We start from the raw sequence: 17,659 nt of genomic DNA, 5'->3' as shown, positions 1-17,659 counted from the left end.
CACATCTGCCGGTGATCGCAGGATTGGTGCCACACTGGCGTGTGCCTCCCTTCAGACATCCCTTGCGACCGCCCTTCAGGACCGTCGCCGCGTACGTCCCGCCCGGCGTCGGCCTGCTCGCCCTCGGCATCGTCACCGAGATGTTCGGACCGCAGGGCAAGAAGGTGCCCGACTTCGACTTCGCCCTCTGCACCGAGCGGCCCGGCCCCGTCGCCACCGACCTCGGCCTGCCGCTCCCCGTCACGCACGGCCTGGACCGCCTCGCCGCCGCCGACCTCGTGATCGCCCTGCCCTGGGCCGACTTCCGCACACCGCCCCCGGACCCGGTGCTCGCCGCGCTGTCGTCGGCGCACGAACGCGGCGCCGTCGTCGCGGCCCACTGCGTCGGCGCGTTCGCGCTCGCCGCCGCCGGGCTGCTCGACGGTCTGCGGGCCACCACCCACTGGCGCTTCGCCGATCTGCTCGCCCGCCGCCACCCCGAGATCTCCGTCGAGCCCGATGCCCTCTACGTCGACGAGGGCCGCCTGGTGACCGGCGCGGGAGCCGCGGCGGGGTTCGACATGTGCCTGCACCTGCTGCGCAGGGAACACGGGGCGGCCGCGGCCAACGCGGTGGCCAGGGACGTGGTGCTGCCCTCCCACCGGGACGGCGGCCAGGCGCAGTACCTGGCGGCGCCCGTCCCCGAGGACGGTGACGACGAGCGGCTGGCCGGGGTGCTCGCGTGGGCCCGGGAGAACCTGCACGAGCCGCTGCCCGTCGCGGAGCTGGCCCGGCGTGCCGTGATGAGCAAGCGCTCCTTCGCCCGCCGCTTCGCCGCCGCGACCGGGACGACCCCGCACGCCTGGGTGACGGGTCTGCGGCTCAGCGCCGCCGAGGAACTCCTCGAGACCTCGCGGCTGCCCGTCGAGGAGATCGCGCGCCGGGTCGGGTACGGGAGCGCCGCCGTCCTGCGCGAACAGTTCGTGCGCCGCCGAGGGGTGCCGCCCCGCTCCTACCGCCGCGCCTTCGCCGGTACTCCGTGACGGGAAACGTTCGAGGGGCCGTTTCAGATGTCTCTGAAACGGCCCCTCGAATCACGACTCTTTCGAGTCGGGACGACAGGATTTGAACCTGCGACCCCTTGACCCCCAGTCAAGTGCGCTACCAAGCTGCGCCACGTCCCGTTGTGTTCGGCGCGGTGTCCCGCGTGATCACAGGTAGAACTCTACCCCACGTAGGAGGGTGCTCCGTTCTCCGGTGACCGCCGTCAGCCACGCGCGACAATCGACCGTATGAGCACCGCACCCGCACCGGATGACAGTGGCCCTCGACGCGATCGCGACGAGGAGGGACGGGCCCGCAACCAGCGGCCCCGCGACGGTCTGGGTCGACCGCTGCCCTATGGCGCCGAGGGAGTGCCGCGGCAGCCGGAGGGCGTCGTCCGCGCGCCCGAGGAGTCCGTCGCCGAGGCACAGGCGCTCCTGGACGCGGGCCGCCCCTTCCACGCGCACGAGGTCTTCGAGGACGCATGGAAGTCGGGACCCGATTCGGAGCGCGGCCTGTGGAAAGGCCTGGCGCAGCTCGCCGTCGGCCTGACCCACTCGGCCCGCGGCAACACCGTGGGCGGGGCACGGCTGCTGCTGCGCGGGGCCGGGGCCATCTCCGCCTGGAGCGCGGAGACCGGCCAGGACCGGCCGTACGGGGTGGGCGTCGCGGAACTGGTCGGCTGGGCGGAGGGGTTGGCACAGCTCCTGGAGCGCGAGGGGGCCGCGGTGGACGCGGCGGCCCACGCGCCGCGGCTGCGCACCGCAGAGCCGGGGTAGGCGCGGGCGGGCAGGTGTCCGGCCCGCCTGCACCGTCTCGGGGCCCTCCCTCGCCGGGCTCCCGTCACCGAACCGGCCTCGCCCCGCATGCACGGGCCCGGCGGCGGTGTGAGGGTGGCCGTGTGACCACCACCGAACAGCCGGCCGCTCCCGCGCCCACCGAGGCGCAGGCGCCGCCCGTCCTCGACCGGCGGCGCCGCAACGTCGTCTTCGTGACGATCATGCTGGGGATGCTGCTCGCCGCCCTCGACCAGACCATCGTCGGCACCGCGCTGCCCACGATCGTGTCGGATCTGGGCGGGGCCGAGCACATGTCGTGGGTCGTCACGTCCTATCTGCTCGCGGAGACGGTCGCCACGGTGCTCGTCGGCAAGTTCGGTGACCTGTTCGGCCGGAAGGTCGTCTTCCAGGTCTCGGCGGTCATCTTCATCACCGGGTCGTTCCTGTGCGGCCTGTCGACGAACATGACGCTGCTCATCGCCTGGCGGGCCATGCAGGGCATCGGTGCGGGCGGCCTGATGGTCACCTCCATGGCGCTCATCGCCGATGTGATCCCGCTGCGCGAGCGGGGCAAGTACCAGGGTGCGATCGGGGCCGTGTTCGGTGTCTCCACGGTGATCGGGCCGCTGCTCGGCGGGCTCTTCACGGACCACCTGAGCTGGCGCTGGGCGTTCTACGTCAACGTGCCCATCGCGATCGTCGTGGTCCTCGCCGCCGCCCGCACGATCCCGGTGGTGAAGTCGGCGGTGCGGCCGGTCATCGACTACCTGGGCATCGCGCTCGTCGCCGTCGGCGCCAGCGCGCTCATCCTGGCGACGAGTTGGGGCGGCAACCAGTACGCGTGGGGCTCGCCGACCATCATCGGCCTGTTCGTCGGCGGCCTGATCGCGCTGGCGCTGTTCTGCGTCGTCGAGACGCGGGCCGCCGAACCGATGCTGCCGATGCGGCTGTTCGCCAACCCGGTCTTCACGGTCTGCTCGATCCTCAGCTTCATCGTGGGCTTCGCGATGCTCGGCGCGATGACGTTCCTGCCGACCTACCTCCAGTACGTCGACGGGGACTCGGCCACCATCTCGGGCGTGCGGACGCTGCCCATGGTCATCGGGCTGCTCATCGCCTCCATCTTCAGCGGCAACGTGGTGAGCAAGACCGGCACGTACCGCATCTTCCCGATCGTCGGCGCGCTGGTGATGGCGCTCGGGCTCTATCTGCTCTCGCTGATGGGCAGCGCCACCAGCACGTGGCTGGAGTCGCTGTACATGTTCGTGCTGGGCGCCGGCATCGGTCTGTGCATGCAGGTCCTGACGATCGCCGTGCAGAACACCGTCGCATACGCGGACCTGGGCACCGCGACCTCCGGCGTCACCTTCTTCCGCACGCTGGGCAGTTCCTTCGGCACCGCCGTGTTCGGGACGATCTACGCCAACACCCTCGCGCCGAACCTGGAGGACGGGGTGGCCGCGGCGGCCCGGGCGGGCGGCGGCGATCCGGCCGCGCTCGGCCGCGCGGCGCAGAGCCCGGCCGGGGTGCACGAGCTGCCCGCGGCCGCCGCCCGGCCGATCGTGGAGGCGTACGCGGACACCCTGCACACCGTCTTCCTGTGGACCGTCCCCGTCGCGCTCATCGGGTTCCTGGTGGCGCTCTTCCTCAAACAGGTCGAGCTGCGCGACAGCGCGCGGATGGGCGCGCCCGACATGGGCGAGGGCTTCGCGCAGCCGATGAGCGGTGACTCCGGCCACCTCCTGGAGCGCGGGGTGGCGCACATCATCCGCAACGTCGGCGTGAACACCGGGCGCGGCATCGTCCGGGACTCCGACACCCGCCTGGACGTCGCGGGGGCCTGGGCCGTCATGCAGGTCTCGCTCTTCACCCGGATGGTCGGGCACGCCTCCCTGGGGCTGATCGCCTCCCGGCACCGGATTCCGCCCGAGGTGCTGGTGCCCGTCTTCGACCGCATGGTCGAGGAGGGCTATCTGACGCGTACGGGCACGTACTTCTCGCACACCGCCGCCGGTGAGCGCGAGGCGGAGGTCATCTCCCGGGCGTGGGCCGCGTGGCTGGGCGAGGAGATCGAGAAGGACATCGGCCGGCCGCCGGACAAGGAGCTCGCCGCGGCGGTCGACTCGATCGCCAAGCGGCTGCTCGCGGAGGACCTGCAGCACGGCCTCTCCCCCGCGACCCCCGCGCCCGAGCCGGCCGGGGCGACCCCGGCCGGCGTGCGCTGAACCCCGCGGGGCGGGTCGAACGCCGTGGGGCGGGTTCTTACGCGCCGTAGTGCGCGCGCAGCTCCCGCTTGAGCACCTTCATGCTGGGGCCGAGCGGGAACGCGTCGATGAACTCGATGAGGCGCGGGTACTTGTGGCGGCCCAGGTGTCCCTTGGACCACTCGATGATCGCCGCCGCCGTCTCCGGCGTCGCGTCGGCGGCCGGGACGACGACCGCGCAGATCTCCTCGCCGTGCACGGGGTCGGGCAGGCCGATCACCGCGGTCTGGGCGACGGCCGGGTGGCGCGTCAGGACCTCTTCGACCTCGCGCGGGTAGACGTTGAAGCCGCCCCGGATGATGACGTCCTTCTTGCGGTCGACGATGGTCAGGAAGCCGTCGGCGTCCTTGGTGCCCAGGTCGCCGCTGCGGAACCAGCCGTCGACGAGGGCGTCCGCGGTCGCCTCGGGGCGGCCGAGGTAGCCGGAGAAGACGTTGTGGCCGCGGATGACGACCTCACCGAGTTCGCCGGTGGGCAGGAGTTCGATGCGGTCGTCGACGTCGGCGCGGGCGATCTCCACGTCGACGCCCCACGGCGCGTGGCCGACGCTGCCCGGCCTGGTGCCGAAGTCGGGCTGGTTCACGGACGCGGTCGGGGAGGTCTCGGAGAGCCCGTACCCCTCGTACACCGGTGTCCCGAAGGCCTTCTCGAAGCTTTCGAGCACGGCGACCGGCAGGGAGGCGCCGCCCGAGATGCAGATGCGCAGCCGGGGCAGCCGCTCGGCGGCCCCGGCCGCGGCCACCAGGGCCACGAACATGGTGGGTACGCCGTGGAAGGTGTTGACGTCCTCGGCGACCATCAGCTCGATGGCCCGTGCCGCGTCGAAGCGCGGCAGCAGGACGAGGGTCGCGCCCGCGCGCCAGGTCGAGTTCATGGAGACGGTCTGGCCGAAGGCGTGGAAGAGCGGCAGTGCGCCGAGGGCGATGTCGTCGGGGCGGATGTCGTTGGCGTCGAAGGCGTTGACCGTCGCGTTCATCACCAGGTTGAAGTGGCTGAGCACGGCGCCCTTGGGGACGCCCGTGGTGCCACTGGTGTAGAAGATGACGGCGGGGTCGTCCGCGTCGCGGGTGGCGTAGGTGGCGAGGGGCTCGGTGGCGCGCGCCAGGGTGTCCAACTCGCCCTCGTCGCCGAGCCGGAGCATGCGTGCGCCGGTGGCCTCGGCGGCGGCTGCGCCCGTCGCCGCCTGGCCCGGGTGACAGAGCAGCAGGGTCGCGCCGCTGTCCCGCAGGACGTGCTCGACCTCCTCGGCGGAGAGCAGCAGATGGACGGGGACGACGACGCCACCGGCGGCCAGGACGGCGTAGTACGCCATCGGGAACTCGGCGGTGTTGGGGGCCATCAGCGCCACCCGGTCCCCCGGCCGGACGCCGAGCTCCGTGAGCGCGGCGCCCTGGGCGCGGGCCCGGTGCCACAACTCCCGGAACGAGAACCGGCGTTCGCCCTCGACGAGCGCGATGCGGTCGGGGTGGCGGCGGGCGGGCTCGGCGAGGATCGCGGCGAGGGAGAGCGTGGCCATGAGGGAGAGTGCTCCGTTTCCGTGGGCATGCGGGGCCCGCGGGCCGTGTGAGGCCTGCGGGGGCATGAGCATGAGACATCGGGCCTGCGGCGGGTGCCCGACGGCGGGGGTGCGGGTGCCCGACCCGACGGGGGCCATGCGGGCGGTGGTGCGGGCGGCCGGCCGACGGCGGCGGCACGCACCCGCCACCGTCGGTCGCTCGCCCGCGTCCGGTCAGTCGCGCTCGACCAGGAGCGCGCTGCCCTGCCCCACTCCCACGCACATGGTGGCGAGGCCGCGCGTGGCGCCCGTGCGGCGCATGCGGTGCAGCAGCGTGGTCAGGATGCGGGCGCCGGAGCAGCCCAGCGGGTGACCGAGGGCGATGGCGCCGCCGGACGGGTTGACCAGCTCGGGGTCGATGCCGAGGGCGTCGACGCAGGCCAGGGCCTGCGCGGCGAACGCCTCGTTGAACTCGGCCTCGTGGACGTCGTCGATGGTCCAGCCGACGCGGTCGAGCACCTTGCGCGTGGCGGGGACCGGCCCGATGCCCATGACATCCGGGTGCACGCCCGCGGAGGCGCCGGCCGTGTACCGGCCGAGGGATTCGAGACCGAGGTCGTTGAGCGCCTCCTCGCTGACGAGCAGCAGTCCGGCGGCTCCGTCGTTCATCGGCGAGGCGTTGCCCGCGGTGACGGTGCCGTCCTTGCGGAAGACGGGCCGCAGACCGCTGAGCTTCTCGTACGAGGTGTCCTCCCGCACGCATTCGTCCGTGTCGACGACGGTGCCGTCGGGCCGGGTGACGGGGAGGAGTTCGTCGTCGAAGTGGCCGTTCTTGCGGGCGGCCGCGGCGCGCTGGTGGCTGCGGAGCGCGAAGGCGTCCTGGCGCTCGCGCGAGACGCCGTGGCGTTCGGCGACCTCCTCGGCCGTCTCCCCCATCGCGAGGACGCCGTGCAGGTCCTTCATGGCCGGGTTCGTCAGGCGCCAGCCGAGGCGGGTGTCGGCGGTCTCCATGCGGTGCGGCAGCGCCTCGTCCGGGCGGGGCAGCACGAAGGGGGCCCGGCTCATGGATTCGGAGCCGCCCGCGAGGACGATGTCCGCCTCGCCGGCGGCGACGGTGCGCGCGGCGGTGGTGACGGCTTCGAGGCCCGAGGCGCAGAGCCGGTTCACGGTGGCGCCGGGGACGGACTCCGGGAGCCCGGCGAGGAGGGCGGCCATCCGGGCGACGTTGCGGTTGTCCTCGCCCGCCTGGTTGGCGGCGCCCCAGTAGATGTCGTCGATCCTGGCGGGATCCAGCTGCGGGATGTCGGCGAGGAGTCCCCGCACGACGCCCGCCGCGAGGTCGTCGGGGCGGACTGAGGAGAGGGCGCCGCGGAGTCTGCCGATGGGGGTGCGGCGGGCGGCGGCGAAGTGGACGGTGCGCACGATACGGCTCCGGATCGTTCTGCGGGGTCTCGCTGCTTCGGTTCTTGCGGGTCTCGCTGCGTGCTGTGCGGGGCTCGCGCCACGTAAATTAGCGCTGCTAGTTTTGGAGTCTATGCGGGAGGCGGGGGCCAAGGGAAGGGTCCCCGAGCAGGATCCCGGCACCCCCCGGCCCCGGGATCCGGCCTATCTTCCGGCAGGGGCCGGTCACTCCCCTTTGGCGGCGCCCCTGCCGAGTTCCGCCAGCCGGGCGAGGGCCGGCAGCGCGTCCGCCAGCGCCTTGCGCTGCCCCGGCGTCAACTGCTCGACGAGCGGCGCGAGATGGCGCGTGCGGTCCGCGTGGCGCGCGCGGCCGATCCGCCTGCCCTCCTCCGTGATGTGGACGAGGACGGCACGCCCGTCGCTGGGGTCGGGCCGGCGCTCGACCAGGCCGTCCCGCTCCAGGCGCGTGACCAGCTGGGTGACGCCGGGCTGGCTGACCTGCTCGGTCCTGGCCAGTTCGGTGAGCCGCTTGGGACTGCCGCCGAAGGCGAGGGTGTCCAGCACCGACAGCGTCGTGAACGGCAGCTTCTCCAGCGCCGGGAGCCGGATGTAGAAGCGGTTGAAGTTCTCGATCGCCGCGGTGAAGGCGTCCACGTCCAGCTCATGGTCGCGGTCGTCGTCGTGCATGTCGGCCACTCTCCGAAGGGAATTACTTCGCGAACACATTACTTCGCGCACTTATGTAAGCTGCTTATATAGTTCTCGTGCAGGCCACACCGGCGCAAGGAGAGACTTCCATGACAGTGCGTATCGGCATCAACGGCTTCGGGCGGATCGGGCGCAACGTCTTCCGCGCGGCCCTCGCCCGCGAGGCGGATCTGGAGATCGTCGCCGTCAACGACCTCGGCGATGTGGCCACCATGGCGCACCTGCTCGCCTACGACTCGGTGCTCGGCCGCTTCCCCGGCGAGGTCACCGCCGAACCGGGCGCGATCCGGGCGGGCGACCGGACGATCGCGGTGCTCGCCGAGCGCGATCCCGCCGCCCTGCCGTGGGGCGATCTCGGCGTGGACGTGGTCATCGAGTCGACGGGCGTCTTCACCGATGCCGCCCGGGCCCGCGCGCACGTCGAGGGCGGCGCGAAGAAGGTCGTCATAGCGGCGCCCGCGAGCGGCGAGGACGTCACGATCGTCCTCGGCGTGAACGACGACGCCTACGACCCCGAGCGCCACACCATCATCTCCAACGCCTCGTGCACCACCAACTGCCTGGGCGTCCTCGCGAAGGTGCTGCACGACGCCGTGGGCATCGACTCCGGGATGATGACCACCGTCCACGCCTACACCCAGGACCAGAACCTCCAGGACGCGCCGCACAAGGACCTGCGCCGGGCCAGGGCCGCGGGCCTCAACATCGTGCCCACCTCCAGCGGCGCCGCCAAGGCCATCGGCCTCGTCCTGCCCGAACTGGCGGGCCGTCTCGACGCGTTCGCCCTGCGCGTGCCCGTCCCCACCGGTTCGGTCACCGACCTGACCGTCATCCCTCGGCGCCCCACGACGGTGGAGGAGATCAACGAGGCGTACGCCGAGGCGGCCGCGGGACCGTACAAGGGGCTGCTCTCCTACAGCGAAGCACCCCTCGTCAGCACCGACATCGTCACCGACCCGGCGTCCTGCGTCTTCGACGCCGGGCTCACCCGCGTCTCGGGCTCCCAGGTCAAGGTGGTCGGCTGGTACGACAACGAATGGGGTTACTCCAACCGTCTGATCGACCTCGCGCAGCTGGTCGGCGCCTCCCTCTAGGCGAGCTCGATCCGCACCGGGCCGCCCCCGGCGTCCACCCGTGCCGTCCACCCGCTAGAGAGGCGGAGCGGCCGGCTGGGGACGGCCGGGCGGCGCGGGCGCGCGCGGTACAGCGTCCGGCCGGCCTGCGTGATCACGAGGGTCGGGCGCGGCACGAACTCCGTTGCCCGCAGCGTGAATCCGTCGCCCGGCGGGTCCGGGGTCAGCCGGTTCGGGGCGACCCAGGCGAGTGGCGCGGTGACGCGCAGCGGCACCGATGCCGAGGGCCAGTCGCCGTCGGAGAGATGGCGCCGCACCGCCAGCGCCGCCAGGGTTCCTTCGCGCGCCACCGCGCGGGCCGGCTCCGCGGCGTGCAGCAGATTGCCCACGGCGAAGACGCCGCGCGCGTCGGTGCGGAAGGCGCTGTCGACCGCCGGCCCCCGCGTGCCGGGGTCCATCAAGAGGCCGCCGCGCCGGGCCAGTTCGTGGTCGGGGACGAAGTCGCCGGTGAAGACGACCGTGTCGCAGGCGAGGTGTGCCGTCCTGCCGTCGCGGTGCCGCAGCGCCACCCCCGACAGGCGGCCGCGGCCGTGGAGTGCGGTCACCGTGGCATCGGTGAGCAGGGGCACGCCGCGCCGCAGCCTCGCGTCGAGGGCGCGGGCCCGCGGCGCCTGGTGGCGCGGGTACGGGGTGACCAGGGCGGCGACGGTGACCCCGGCCCGCCGCAGGGTGTCCAGCGCCGTGAAGCTCACCGGTTCGGCGCCGACCACGACGGCCCGCGTGCCGATGTGCTGCCCGTGGAGGTGGACGGCCCGCTGGAGCTCGCCCGTGGTGTAGATCCCCGCGGGCCGCGTCCCCGGCACCAGCCGTGCGGCGCGCGGCCGTTCGCGGGCGCCGGTGGCGAGGACGACGGCGCGGGCGGTGATCCGTTCCAGGCCGCGCGGGCTCGTCGTGTCCAGGGTGCGCGGGGCGGCCCAGCCCGTCACGGTGACGCCGGTCCGCAGCACCGCGCCGGTGCCCACGGCCGCCGCCACCCAGCGCTCCGCGTACTGCGGTCCCGTCATCCCCGGGCGCCCGAAGCCGCCGTGCGGGCAGTGCCGGGGGACGCCGCCGGCCTGCGGCTCCCGTTCCACCACCTCGACCTCGCCGACGCCTGCCGCGGCGAGTCCGGTGGCGGTGGCGAGTCCGGCGGGGCCGGCGCCGACGACCAGGACGTCGACGATGCGCTCTCGCCTCATCCGTTCCCCAACTCCGCACCCTTTTCGTAGAGTTCCCGGACGGCAGCACCACAGTAGAAGCCCTGGCAGCGTCCGCCCCGGGCCCGGGTACGGCGCCGCAGGCCGTCCGGTGAGCCGGGCGGGACGCTCGACGCGAGGGCGTCGCGGATCTCCCCGCGCGTCACCCGCTCGCAGTGGCAGACCACGTCTCCGTAGGCGGGGTCGGCGGCGATGAGGTCGGCCCGCAGGTACGGGCGGGGGGAGGCCTCGCCGAGGTTGGGCATCCGGACGGGCGGCAGTTCGCGGACGGCGGAGACATCGAGTCCCGTGGTGCCGAGCACGTCGGTGACGTGGGCCGCGATGGCCAGGGAGGCGGTGAGGCCGGTGGAGCGGATGCCTCCGACGGTGACGTATCGCTGCTCCTTGTGGGCGCTGATGCGGTAGTCGTCGTGCTCGGTGGCGGCGCGCAGCCCGGCGTAGACCGCGGTGACCTCCTCGTCGAGGAGGCCCGGGAGGATCCGCCGCCCCTGCTCGCGCAGGACGGCGATGCCGTCGGCGGTCGACCCGGTGGCCGTCTTGTCGTCCAGGCCCTCGGCGGTGGGTCCGAGGAGGACGTTGCCGTAGACGGTCGGGGCCACCAGGACGCCCTTGCCGAGCGCCGTGGGGACGGGCAGCAGGATGTGGCGCACGAGGTCGCGGGCGAGCTTGTCGAAGACGAGGAGCTGTCCGCGGCGCGGGGTGACGGTGAAGTCGGTGTGGCCGAGGAGCCGGTCGACGGTGTCGGCGTGCAGGCCAGCGGCGTTGACGAGGTACCGGGCGCGGACGGTGCCGCGGCCGGTCGTCAGGAGGTGGGGGTCGCCCGACGCGTCGACCTGTTCCACGCGGCAGTTGAGGAGGAGGTCGACGCCCGCCCGTACGGCCTGGGTGGCGTACGCGAGGGTGGTGGTCCAGGGGCAGATGATGCTCTCGCCGGGGACGTCGAGCGCGCCGAGGGCGCCGGGGCCGAGGTGGGGTTCGCGGTCGTACAGCTCGGCGGGGCCGATGATGCGTGCCGCGGCGTAGCCGTTGCGCTCCGCCTTAGCCGACAGGCCTGGCAGAGCGCCGAGTTGCTCGTCGTCCCACGCGACCAGCAGCGCGCCCACGGGCTCCACGGGGATGCCGGCCTCGGCGGCGTACGCGGTGAGCAGCCGCTGTCCCTCGCGGACCAGCCGGGCTTCCAGAGAGCCGGGCACCGCGTCGAAACCGGTGTGCAGGATCGCGGTGTTCGCCTTCGACGTGCCCTCGCCGACGTCGTCCGCGGCCTCGATCAAGGCGATGCGCACGCCCGGGCGGCGGGCCAGTTCGCGGGCGATCGCCGCGCCGACCACTCCCGCGCCGATGACGGCCACGTCGTACGTCACATCCGGTGGCGTGCCGCGCCTGACCACGGCCATCAGGGCGTACGTTCCAGGAGCGCCGTCACCGCGGAACCGAAGCCGGCGAGGCGTTCGGCCGCCAGCTCCGGGCCGATCCGCGGTTCGTAGACGGTGGACGGCCGCCATGCCGGGACGGCGTCGGCGACCGCGAGGGAGGGGTCCAGGCCGATGCGGGCCACGGCCGCGGCGCCCAGGGCAGTGACGTCGGGCAACGCCGAGACCTCGACGGGGAGTTGGAGCAGGTCGGCCTGGGTCTGCATGAGCAGCGCGGAGCGGGTCAGGCCGCCGTCGACACGCAGACCGGTCAGCGGTTCGCCCAGGTCGGCGGCGACCGCGTCGGCGAGTGCGACGACCTGCGCCGCGATGCCCTCACACAGGGCCCGCACCAGGTGGCCCGCGGTGGTGTCGAGGCCGAGGCCGGTGAGCGATCCGCGCAGGTCGCCGCGCCACCAGGGGGCCGCGAGCCCGGCGAGCGCGGGCACGAAGGTGACGCCGCCCGCGTCCGGTACGGCGGAGCCGACGGGGTCGATCTCCTCCGCGCCGGCGATCACGCCGAGGTCGGTGAGCCAGCGGACGGCGGACGCGACCGTGTAGACCTGTCCGTCGAGGCAGTAGCTGCTCTCCCCCGCGAGCCGCCAGGCGACGCAGCTGACGAGTCCCGAGTCGCCGCGCCGGGGCCGGGTGCCGGTCTGCGCGAGGAGGAACGCCCCGGTGCCGTAGGTGCACTTGGCGCTGCCCGGCGCGGTCACGTCCTGGGCGAGCAGGGCCGCCTGCTGGTCGACGAGGAGTCCGGTGACGGGGAGTTCGGGACCGAAGGCGGTGGTCGTCCCGTACTGCCCGGCCGCGTCGACGACTTCGGGCAGCCGCTCGTCGCCGAGTCCGTAGAGCTCCAGGGCCCGCGGCGACCACGCGACGGTGTCGAGGTCGAGGAGCTGGGTGCGGCCGGCCGTCGCGGCGTCCGTGACGTAGGCGCCGGTGAGCCGGTGGACGAGCCAGGCGTCGCTGGTGGTGACCACGCCGCGCCGGGTGCGGTGACGGCGTATCCACGCCATCTTGGGGGCGGCGAAGTAGGGGTCGAGCGGCAGACCGGTGAGGTGCCGCAACTCCTCGGCGTGGTCGGCGAGTCCGGCGCAGACCGACTCCGCGCGCCGGTCCTGCCAGACGAGCGCGTCGGTGAGGGGCTCGCCGCTGTCCGGGTCCCAGGCGAGGACCGTCTCACCCTGGTTGGCGAGGCCCACGGCGGCGACCGGTTCGCCCGCGTCGGCGAGTGCCCGGCGGCCGGCCTCTACGACGGAGGAGAGCAGCTCGGCGGGGTCGGCCTCCACCAGGCCGCCGGGGAGGAAGCGGGGACGCACCGGCGCGGTGCCGGTGCCGAGCACGCCGCGCTCGGGGCAGACGACGAGGGCCTTCGTCCCGGACGTGCCCTGGTCGACGGCGAGCACGGGCCGCTGCGCCGAGGACCGCTCATAGGTGATCACCGCGGCAGCGTGCTACAGCGGCCGGGAGGCCGTCAAGGGACCTGAAATGACTGCGACTGCCCACTGACCGATCACTAAATGACCGAACGGCGAGCCGTGTTGACAATTCGAGGTCACAAAACATCCACGAATCGGCCTGCAACCGGGAAGGCCGGATCTACACTGACCGCCGTGTCACATTGTCAACTCCCGTAACAAACACCTCGATTACCCGCCCCTCCGCCCTCGCCCCCCAACAGAGGACTCATGCCCATGCCGTTGGGCCGCCCGGTCTACCACCCGGCAGGCCACGACGAAGCGCTGCGCGCGGTGCTCCAGGACCTCAGGACCGGTCGCTGGGTCTCCACGCGCAATCTGCTGACCGAGACCCCCGACTGGGGGCTGTGGACGCAGCGCACGCAGATCCTGGGGGCCGCTGTCGCCGGTTCCGACGTGGTGCGCGCCTGGCGCGCCGAGGAACCGCGCAGCGCGTCGGCCGCCGTCCTGCACGCCCGGGTCCTGGTGGAGCGGGCGCTGCGCGCCCACCGCTCGGACCACCGGCGCACCAACGACCTGTGGCGCGAGGCCGTCACCGCGTGCGGCGAGGCCTCCGCCCTGTCGCCCGAGGACCCCGTGCCGTGGATCTGCCTGCTCGCCCTGGCTCAGCTCGACGTGGCCCAGCGGTGGGACGAGCACCGGGTGGCGCCGCCGGAGCCGATGCTCTTCCCCGGCCCCTGGCAGCTGCTCGCGGAGGCGGACAAGCGGGACCCGGGCAACCGCGAGGCGTACCACCGCATGCTCCAGTTCGTGTACGGGCGGCGCGCGCGGGGCCCGCTCACCGAGGCGTACAACTTCGTGCAGTGGGCGTCTGCCTCGGCCCCTGCCGGCTCCGCGCTGCACCTGCTGCCGCTGTACGTGCGCGTCGAGCGGTACCGCCGGGAGTCCGGGCAGGAGCAGGCCCTCGACCTGCACTGGATCTCCGAGGACGCCACGCGTGCCGCATTGGTGGCCCTGCAGCTGTGGTTCGACCACGCGGCGCCGGCCGCCACTTCGCTCGTCGACCTCAACCACCTGGCGCACGCGCTGTGGGGCGCCCACCAGTTCCATGACGCGTCACGGGTCTTCCGGGCCCTGGATCCGTTCTTCACCACGGTCCCCTGGACGTACCGCACCCACTCCCCCGGTGATGTGGACGCCGCCACCGAGGTCTTCGTCCAGGCCCGCGCCCGCTGCTTCAGCGCCTCCCGCGGTCCGGGCTGACCCCCGCGGGCCCCTCCTGTCACCGGCGGCCCCACCCGCCCTTCCCCCCCCCGTACCCGACCGCGCTCCCCCCGGAGGTTCCACCGTGTCCCGCACCACCTGGTCGTCGAGCACCGTCCCGGCGCCACCCCAGGACGAGGAAGAACGGCTCAGAGAACTCGGCTACCAGCCCGTCCTGGCCCGCCGCATGGGCGGCTTCGGCAACTTCGCCATCAGTTTCTCCGTCATCTCCATCCTGTCCGGCTGCATGACGCTGTACGGCTTCGGCCTGAACACCGGCGGCCCCGCCGTGATGCTATGGGGCTGGGCCGGCGTCGGCCTCTTCGTGCTCTGCGTGGGCATGGCGCTGGCGGAGGTGACCAGCGCCTATCCGACGTCGGGCGCCCTGTACTACATGGCCGACCGGCTCGGCGGACGCCGGTGGGGCTGGTACACCGGCTGGCTGAACCTCCTGGGGCTGCTCGGCGCGATAGCGGGCATCGATTACGGCGCCGCGCTCTTCACCGGCGCGTTCCTCAACCTGAAGTTCGGCTTCACGCCGACCCCCGAGAAGACCTTCCTGATCTTCCTGGGCATCCTGCTCCTGCACGCCGTCCTGAACCTGTTCAACGTGCGGCTGGTCAGCCTGCTCAACTCGATCAGCGTGTGGTGGCACGTGGCCGGCGTCACCGTGATCGTCGGCGTCCTCGCGATCGTGCCCGACCACCACCAGTCGCCGTCGTTCGTCTTCGGCGAGTTCGTGAACGGCACGGGCTGGGACAACCCGCTCTACGTGACGGCGATCGGCCTGCTCCTCGCCCAGTACACGTTCTGCGGATACGACGCGTCCGCGCACCTGTCGGAGGAGACCTCCAACGCGTCGGTGTCCGCGGCCCGCGGCATCGTGCGCGCCATCTGGGCGTCGTGGATCGCCGGTTTCATCCTGCTCGCCGGGCTGACCTTCGCCATCCAGGACTACGTGGGCGCCCAGGAGAGCGCGACCGGCGTACCGCCCGCGCAGATCATGATCGACGCGATCGGCGAGTCCGGCGCGACGGCGCTGCTGCTCATCGTCATCGTGGCGCAGCTGTTCTGCGGCAACGCCGAGACGGCCGCGGCCAGCCGCATGGTGTTCGCGTTCAGCCGCGACAACGCGCTGCCCGGCTCGGCGATCTGGCGCAAGGTCAGCTCCCGCACCCAGGTGCCGGTGCCCGCGGTGTGGCTGTCGGTTGGCCTGGCCGCGGTCATCGCCCTGCCCTCCCTGTACTCGGCGACCGCGTACACGGCTGTCACGGCCATCAACGTCATCGGCATCACCCCCGCGTACGCCATCCCGATCTACCTGCGGCTGCGCGCCGGCGACCGCTTCCGTCCCGGCCCCTGGAACCTGGGCCGCTGGAGCAAGCCGATCGGCTGGATCGCGGTGCTCTGGGTGGTGTTCGTGACGGTGCTGTTCTGCCTGCCGCAGGCCTCGCCGGTGACGGTCAGCTCGATGAACTACGCCTCGATCGCGCTCGCCGCGGTGCTGCTCCTGGCCACCGTGTGGTGGTTCGTGGCACGCCGCTCCTACAGCACTCCGCAGGCGTACGGCTCCGACCGCGAGCAGGCCGAGGTCGCGGAGAACATCGTCTGAACCCCGGCCCGGACCGCCCTACGCCGGGCGGTCGTTGAGGATCTTCTGGAAGAGCCGGTGATCGCGCCACGCGCCCTTGATGTACAGGTAGCGCGGCGCGATGCCGTACTCCTCGAAGCCGCACTTCGTGAGCACGCGCTGCGACGCGGTGTTGTGCAGCAGGGTGCCCGCCTCGACCCGGTGCAGACCGAGGGCACCGTCCGCCGCCGCGCAGACGTGCCGCGCCGCGGCGGAGGCGAGGCCGCGGCCCACCTGTTCCGCGTCGATCCAGTAGCCGAGGTTCCCGCTGCGCGCCGGTCCCAGCACGATGTTCGACAGGGCGGCGTGCCCGACGATCTCGTCGCCGCGGACGAGCACCCAGTGCGCGGACCGGCCCGCCCTGCCGTCCTCCACCTGCCCGCGGACCCGCTCGGCCTGGCCCCGCGCCGTGTAGAAGGAGGCGGGCCTGACCGGGTCCCAGGGGTCGAGGTGCTCGCGGTTGCGCCGGTACGCGCGCGCGAGCGCCTCCGCGTCGTCCGGCGAGACGGGCCGGATGGTGACATCGTCCGTGAGGGCGGCCTCTCCACTGATCATGCCCTCAGCGTACGAGGGGCCGCCCGTCCGGCGTCAGCGGCCGCCCGCCACCTTCAGGATCGTGCCCGTCGCGTACGAGGCGTCCCGCGACATCAGCCAGGAGACGGCGGCCGCGACCTCCGCGGGCTCCCCGGAGCGTCCCATGGGGATGCCCGCCGCGAGCTTGGCGGGGCGCTCCGGGTCGGTGTGGAACTCGGTCCAGATGACGCCGGGGGCAACGGCGTTGACGCGGATGCCGTCCGCGGCGACCTCCTTGGCCAGGCCGACCGTCATCGTGTCGACGGCGCCCTTGGTGGCCGCGTAGTGGACGTACTCGCCGGGGCCGCCGAGGGTGGCCGCGACGGACGAGACGTTCACGATCGCGCCGCCGCCGTTGGTCTTCATGTCCCGCACGGCGCGCCGGGCGCAGAGCAGATAGCCGAGGACGTTCACCTCCAGTGTCCGGCGCATGCCCGCCACGTCGGCGTCGGCGAGGGGTCCGACGGGGCCGCCGACGCCGGCGTTGTTGACCAGGCCGGTGACCGGGCCGAGCTCGGCCGCGGCGGTGTCGAAGAGACGGTCGACGTCCGCCTCGTCGGCGGTGTCGACCCGGACGGTGACGCAGCGGCGGCCGGCCGCGCGTACCGTTCCCGCGGCCTCCTCGGCCGCCTCCTCGTTCGAGCGGTAGCCGATGAGGACGTCGTGGCCGTCCTCGGCGAGACGGGCGACGACAGCTGCGCCGATACCGCGGCTGCCGCCGGTGACGACGGTGACGGGGTGGTTCTGCACGAGGGACCTCCGGCTGTGGGTGGCTGATTGTCGCGCCGCCCGGGTGCGGGGATCGCCCGCGCCCGGATCACCTCGTCATCCTACGAACCGGTGATCTTCGTCGGCGGCCCGTTCCAGCCGGTGGACGCCGCGGGGTTCAGACCCCGGAGAGGCCGGCCGCCCGCAGGGCCACGCCCACCGGCGTGCTCCCCGCGATGCCGCGCCGCAGCCGCAGTACGTTCCGGCTCGGCTGCCACTGGGCGGGGCCCGTGTGGTCGCGCAGGAGGGCGCGCAGCCGCCGCGGGTCGTGCGTCCACAGCTCCGCGGGTACGCCGCGGGTCGGGCCGAGCAGATGGAGGGTGATCCGGCCGTCGTCCGCGACATCGTGCGAGGACAGGAGCACGTCGATCACCGTGCCGGGGTCGGTCGCGTGGCCGGGGGTGCGGGTGTCGTACGGGTGCGTCATGGTGCGCCTTCCGGAGTCGTGGACCCCGGTGTCGCCGACCCCGGTGATCCGCCGTTCCCCGTGCGCGCCGCACGGGGCGGGTCGTCACCCGGGGCACCCGCGACGGAGCGGGGTGCCGTCCAGCGAGCCGGGGCTTGGCGCTGGAACTCGTGACCCGTCCCGACCGTAA

At 73.2% G+C, this 17,659-nt stretch carries 15 protein-coding genes, 1 tRNA gene and 1 riboswitch; of the genes, 6 read left to right on the top strand and 10 right to left on the bottom strand.

Annotation, left to right across the window (positions count from 1 at the left end; all coding sequences use genetic code 11):
• Positions 1 to 113: 113 nt before the first annotated feature.
• Entirely contained in the window at positions 114 to 1,022 is a 909-nt protein-coding gene (locus ACZ7DY_RS02590; protein ID WP_471130200.1) for a GlxA family transcriptional regulator, read from the top strand.
• A 67-nt stretch (positions 1,023 to 1,089) separates the two neighbouring features.
• Here the strand turns inward: ACZ7DY_RS02590 and ACZ7DY_RS02585 are convergent.
• A tRNA-Pro gene (locus tag ACZ7DY_RS02585) sits at positions 1,090 to 1,163 on the bottom strand.
• A 108-nt stretch (positions 1,164 to 1,271) separates the two neighbouring features.
• On the opposite strand from ACZ7DY_RS02585, the gene ACZ7DY_RS02580 reads away from it, so the two are divergent.
• Complete coding sequence (locus ACZ7DY_RS02580; RefSeq protein WP_471129027.1) at positions 1,272 to 1,802, top strand: DUF309 domain-containing protein; 531 nt, start codon at positions 1,272 to 1,274, stop codon at positions 1,800 to 1,802.
• A gap of 122 nt (positions 1,803 to 1,924) precedes the next feature.
• On the top strand, positions 1,925 to 4,027 hold the full coding sequence (locus tag ACZ7DY_RS02575) for an MDR family MFS transporter (RefSeq protein WP_471129025.1): 2,103 nt from the start codon (positions 1,925 to 1,927) through the stop codon (positions 4,025 to 4,027).
• A 37-nt stretch (positions 4,028 to 4,064) separates the two neighbouring features.
• On the opposite strand, the gene ACZ7DY_RS02570 is transcribed toward ACZ7DY_RS02575, so the two are convergent.
• The 3 genes from ACZ7DY_RS02570 to ACZ7DY_RS02560 all read right to left on the bottom strand — a co-directional run bounded on the left by ACZ7DY_RS02570 (position 4,065) and on the right by ACZ7DY_RS02560 (position 7,649).
• A complete protein-coding gene (locus tag ACZ7DY_RS02570; RefSeq protein WP_471129023.1) occupies positions 4,065 to 5,582 on the bottom strand; it encodes a long-chain-fatty-acid--CoA ligase in 1,518 nt (505 codons plus the stop codon).
• Positions 5,583 to 5,795: 213 nt separating this feature from the next.
• Positions 5,796 to 6,983, bottom strand: a complete 1,188-nt coding sequence (locus ACZ7DY_RS02565; protein ID WP_471129020.1) for a thiolase family protein — start codon at positions 6,981 to 6,983, stop codon at positions 5,796 to 5,798.
• A 204-nt stretch (positions 6,984 to 7,187) separates the two neighbouring features.
• Positions 7,188 to 7,649: a MarR family winged helix-turn-helix transcriptional regulator gene (locus ACZ7DY_RS02560; RefSeq protein WP_471129019.1), complete on the bottom strand. Its 462-nt coding sequence runs from the start codon at positions 7,647 to 7,649 to the stop codon at positions 7,188 to 7,190.
• A 110-nt stretch (positions 7,650 to 7,759) separates the two neighbouring features.
• Here ACZ7DY_RS02560 and gap point away from each other — a divergent pair, with 110 nt between their 5' ends.
• Positions 7,760 to 8,764 carry a type I glyceraldehyde-3-phosphate dehydrogenase gene (gap, locus tag ACZ7DY_RS02555; protein WP_471129016.1) on the top strand — a complete coding sequence of 335 codons (1,005 nt, stop codon included), beginning with the start codon at positions 7,760 to 7,762 and terminating at the stop codon, positions 8,762 to 8,764.
• Here the strand turns inward: gap and ACZ7DY_RS02550 are convergent.
• Genes ACZ7DY_RS02550 through ACZ7DY_RS02540 form a run of 3 tightly spaced genes read right to left on the bottom strand, consistent with a single transcriptional unit; the run spans position 8,761 to position 12,853 of the window.
• Positions 8,761 to 9,981 carry an NAD(P)/FAD-dependent oxidoreductase gene (locus ACZ7DY_RS02550; protein WP_471129014.1) on the bottom strand — a complete coding sequence of 407 codons (1,221 nt, stop codon included), beginning with the start codon at positions 9,979 to 9,981 and terminating at the stop codon, positions 8,761 to 8,763. The two genes, gap and ACZ7DY_RS02550, sit on opposite strands and share 4 nt — an antisense overlap.
• Positions 9,978 to 11,393, bottom strand: coding sequence for an FAD-dependent oxidoreductase (locus ACZ7DY_RS02545; protein ID WP_471129011.1), 1,416 nt, complete (start codon positions 11,391 to 11,393; stop codon positions 9,978 to 9,980). The genes ACZ7DY_RS02550 and ACZ7DY_RS02545 overlap by 4 nt, the downstream gene beginning before the upstream one ends.
• A complete protein-coding gene (locus ACZ7DY_RS02540; RefSeq protein WP_471129009.1) occupies positions 11,393 to 12,853 on the bottom strand; it encodes an FGGY family carbohydrate kinase in 1,461 nt (486 codons plus the stop codon). The genes ACZ7DY_RS02545 and ACZ7DY_RS02540 overlap by 1 nt, the downstream gene beginning before the upstream one ends.
• A gap of 246 nt (positions 12,854 to 13,099) precedes the next feature.
• Between ACZ7DY_RS02540 and ACZ7DY_RS02535 the strand changes: the two genes are divergently transcribed.
• Together ACZ7DY_RS02535 and ACZ7DY_RS02530 are read left to right on the top strand one after the other, a co-directional pair.
• A complete protein-coding gene (locus tag ACZ7DY_RS02535) occupies positions 13,100 to 14,092 on the top strand; it encodes a hypothetical protein (protein ID WP_471129007.1) in 993 nt (330 codons plus the stop codon).
• Positions 14,093 to 14,177: 85 nt separating this feature from the next.
• Positions 14,178 to 15,704, top strand: coding sequence for an amino acid permease (locus tag ACZ7DY_RS02530; RefSeq protein ID WP_471129006.1), 1,527 nt, complete (start codon positions 14,178 to 14,180; stop codon positions 15,702 to 15,704).
• 18 nt (positions 15,705 to 15,722) lie between these two features.
• Here the strand turns inward: ACZ7DY_RS02530 and ACZ7DY_RS02525 are convergent, their stop codons facing one another.
• The 3 genes from ACZ7DY_RS02525 to ACZ7DY_RS02515 form a co-directional block, all read right to left on the bottom strand.
• Positions 15,723 to 16,277, bottom strand: coding sequence for a GNAT family N-acetyltransferase (locus tag ACZ7DY_RS02525; protein WP_471129003.1), 555 nt, complete (start codon positions 16,275 to 16,277; stop codon positions 15,723 to 15,725).
• A gap of 33 nt (positions 16,278 to 16,310) precedes the next feature.
• Positions 16,311 to 17,045, bottom strand: coding sequence for an SDR family oxidoreductase (locus ACZ7DY_RS02520; protein ID WP_471129000.1), 735 nt, complete (start codon positions 17,043 to 17,045; stop codon positions 16,311 to 16,313).
• Positions 17,046 to 17,181: 136 nt separating this feature from the next.
• Complete coding sequence (locus tag ACZ7DY_RS02515; protein ID WP_471128998.1) at positions 17,182 to 17,490, bottom strand: hypothetical protein; 309 nt, start codon at positions 17,488 to 17,490, stop codon at positions 17,182 to 17,184.
• 45 nt (positions 17,491 to 17,535) lie between these two features.
• A riboswitch (SAM riboswitch) is annotated at positions 17,536 to 17,645 on the bottom strand.
• Between the last annotated feature and the right edge of the window lie 14 nt (positions 17,646 to 17,659).

The organism is Streptomyces sp. NPDC037013 (assembly GCF_055607265.1).
The sequence above is the reverse complement of the archived record's forward strand: the minus strand, read 5'-3'. Positions and strand labels throughout refer to the sequence as shown.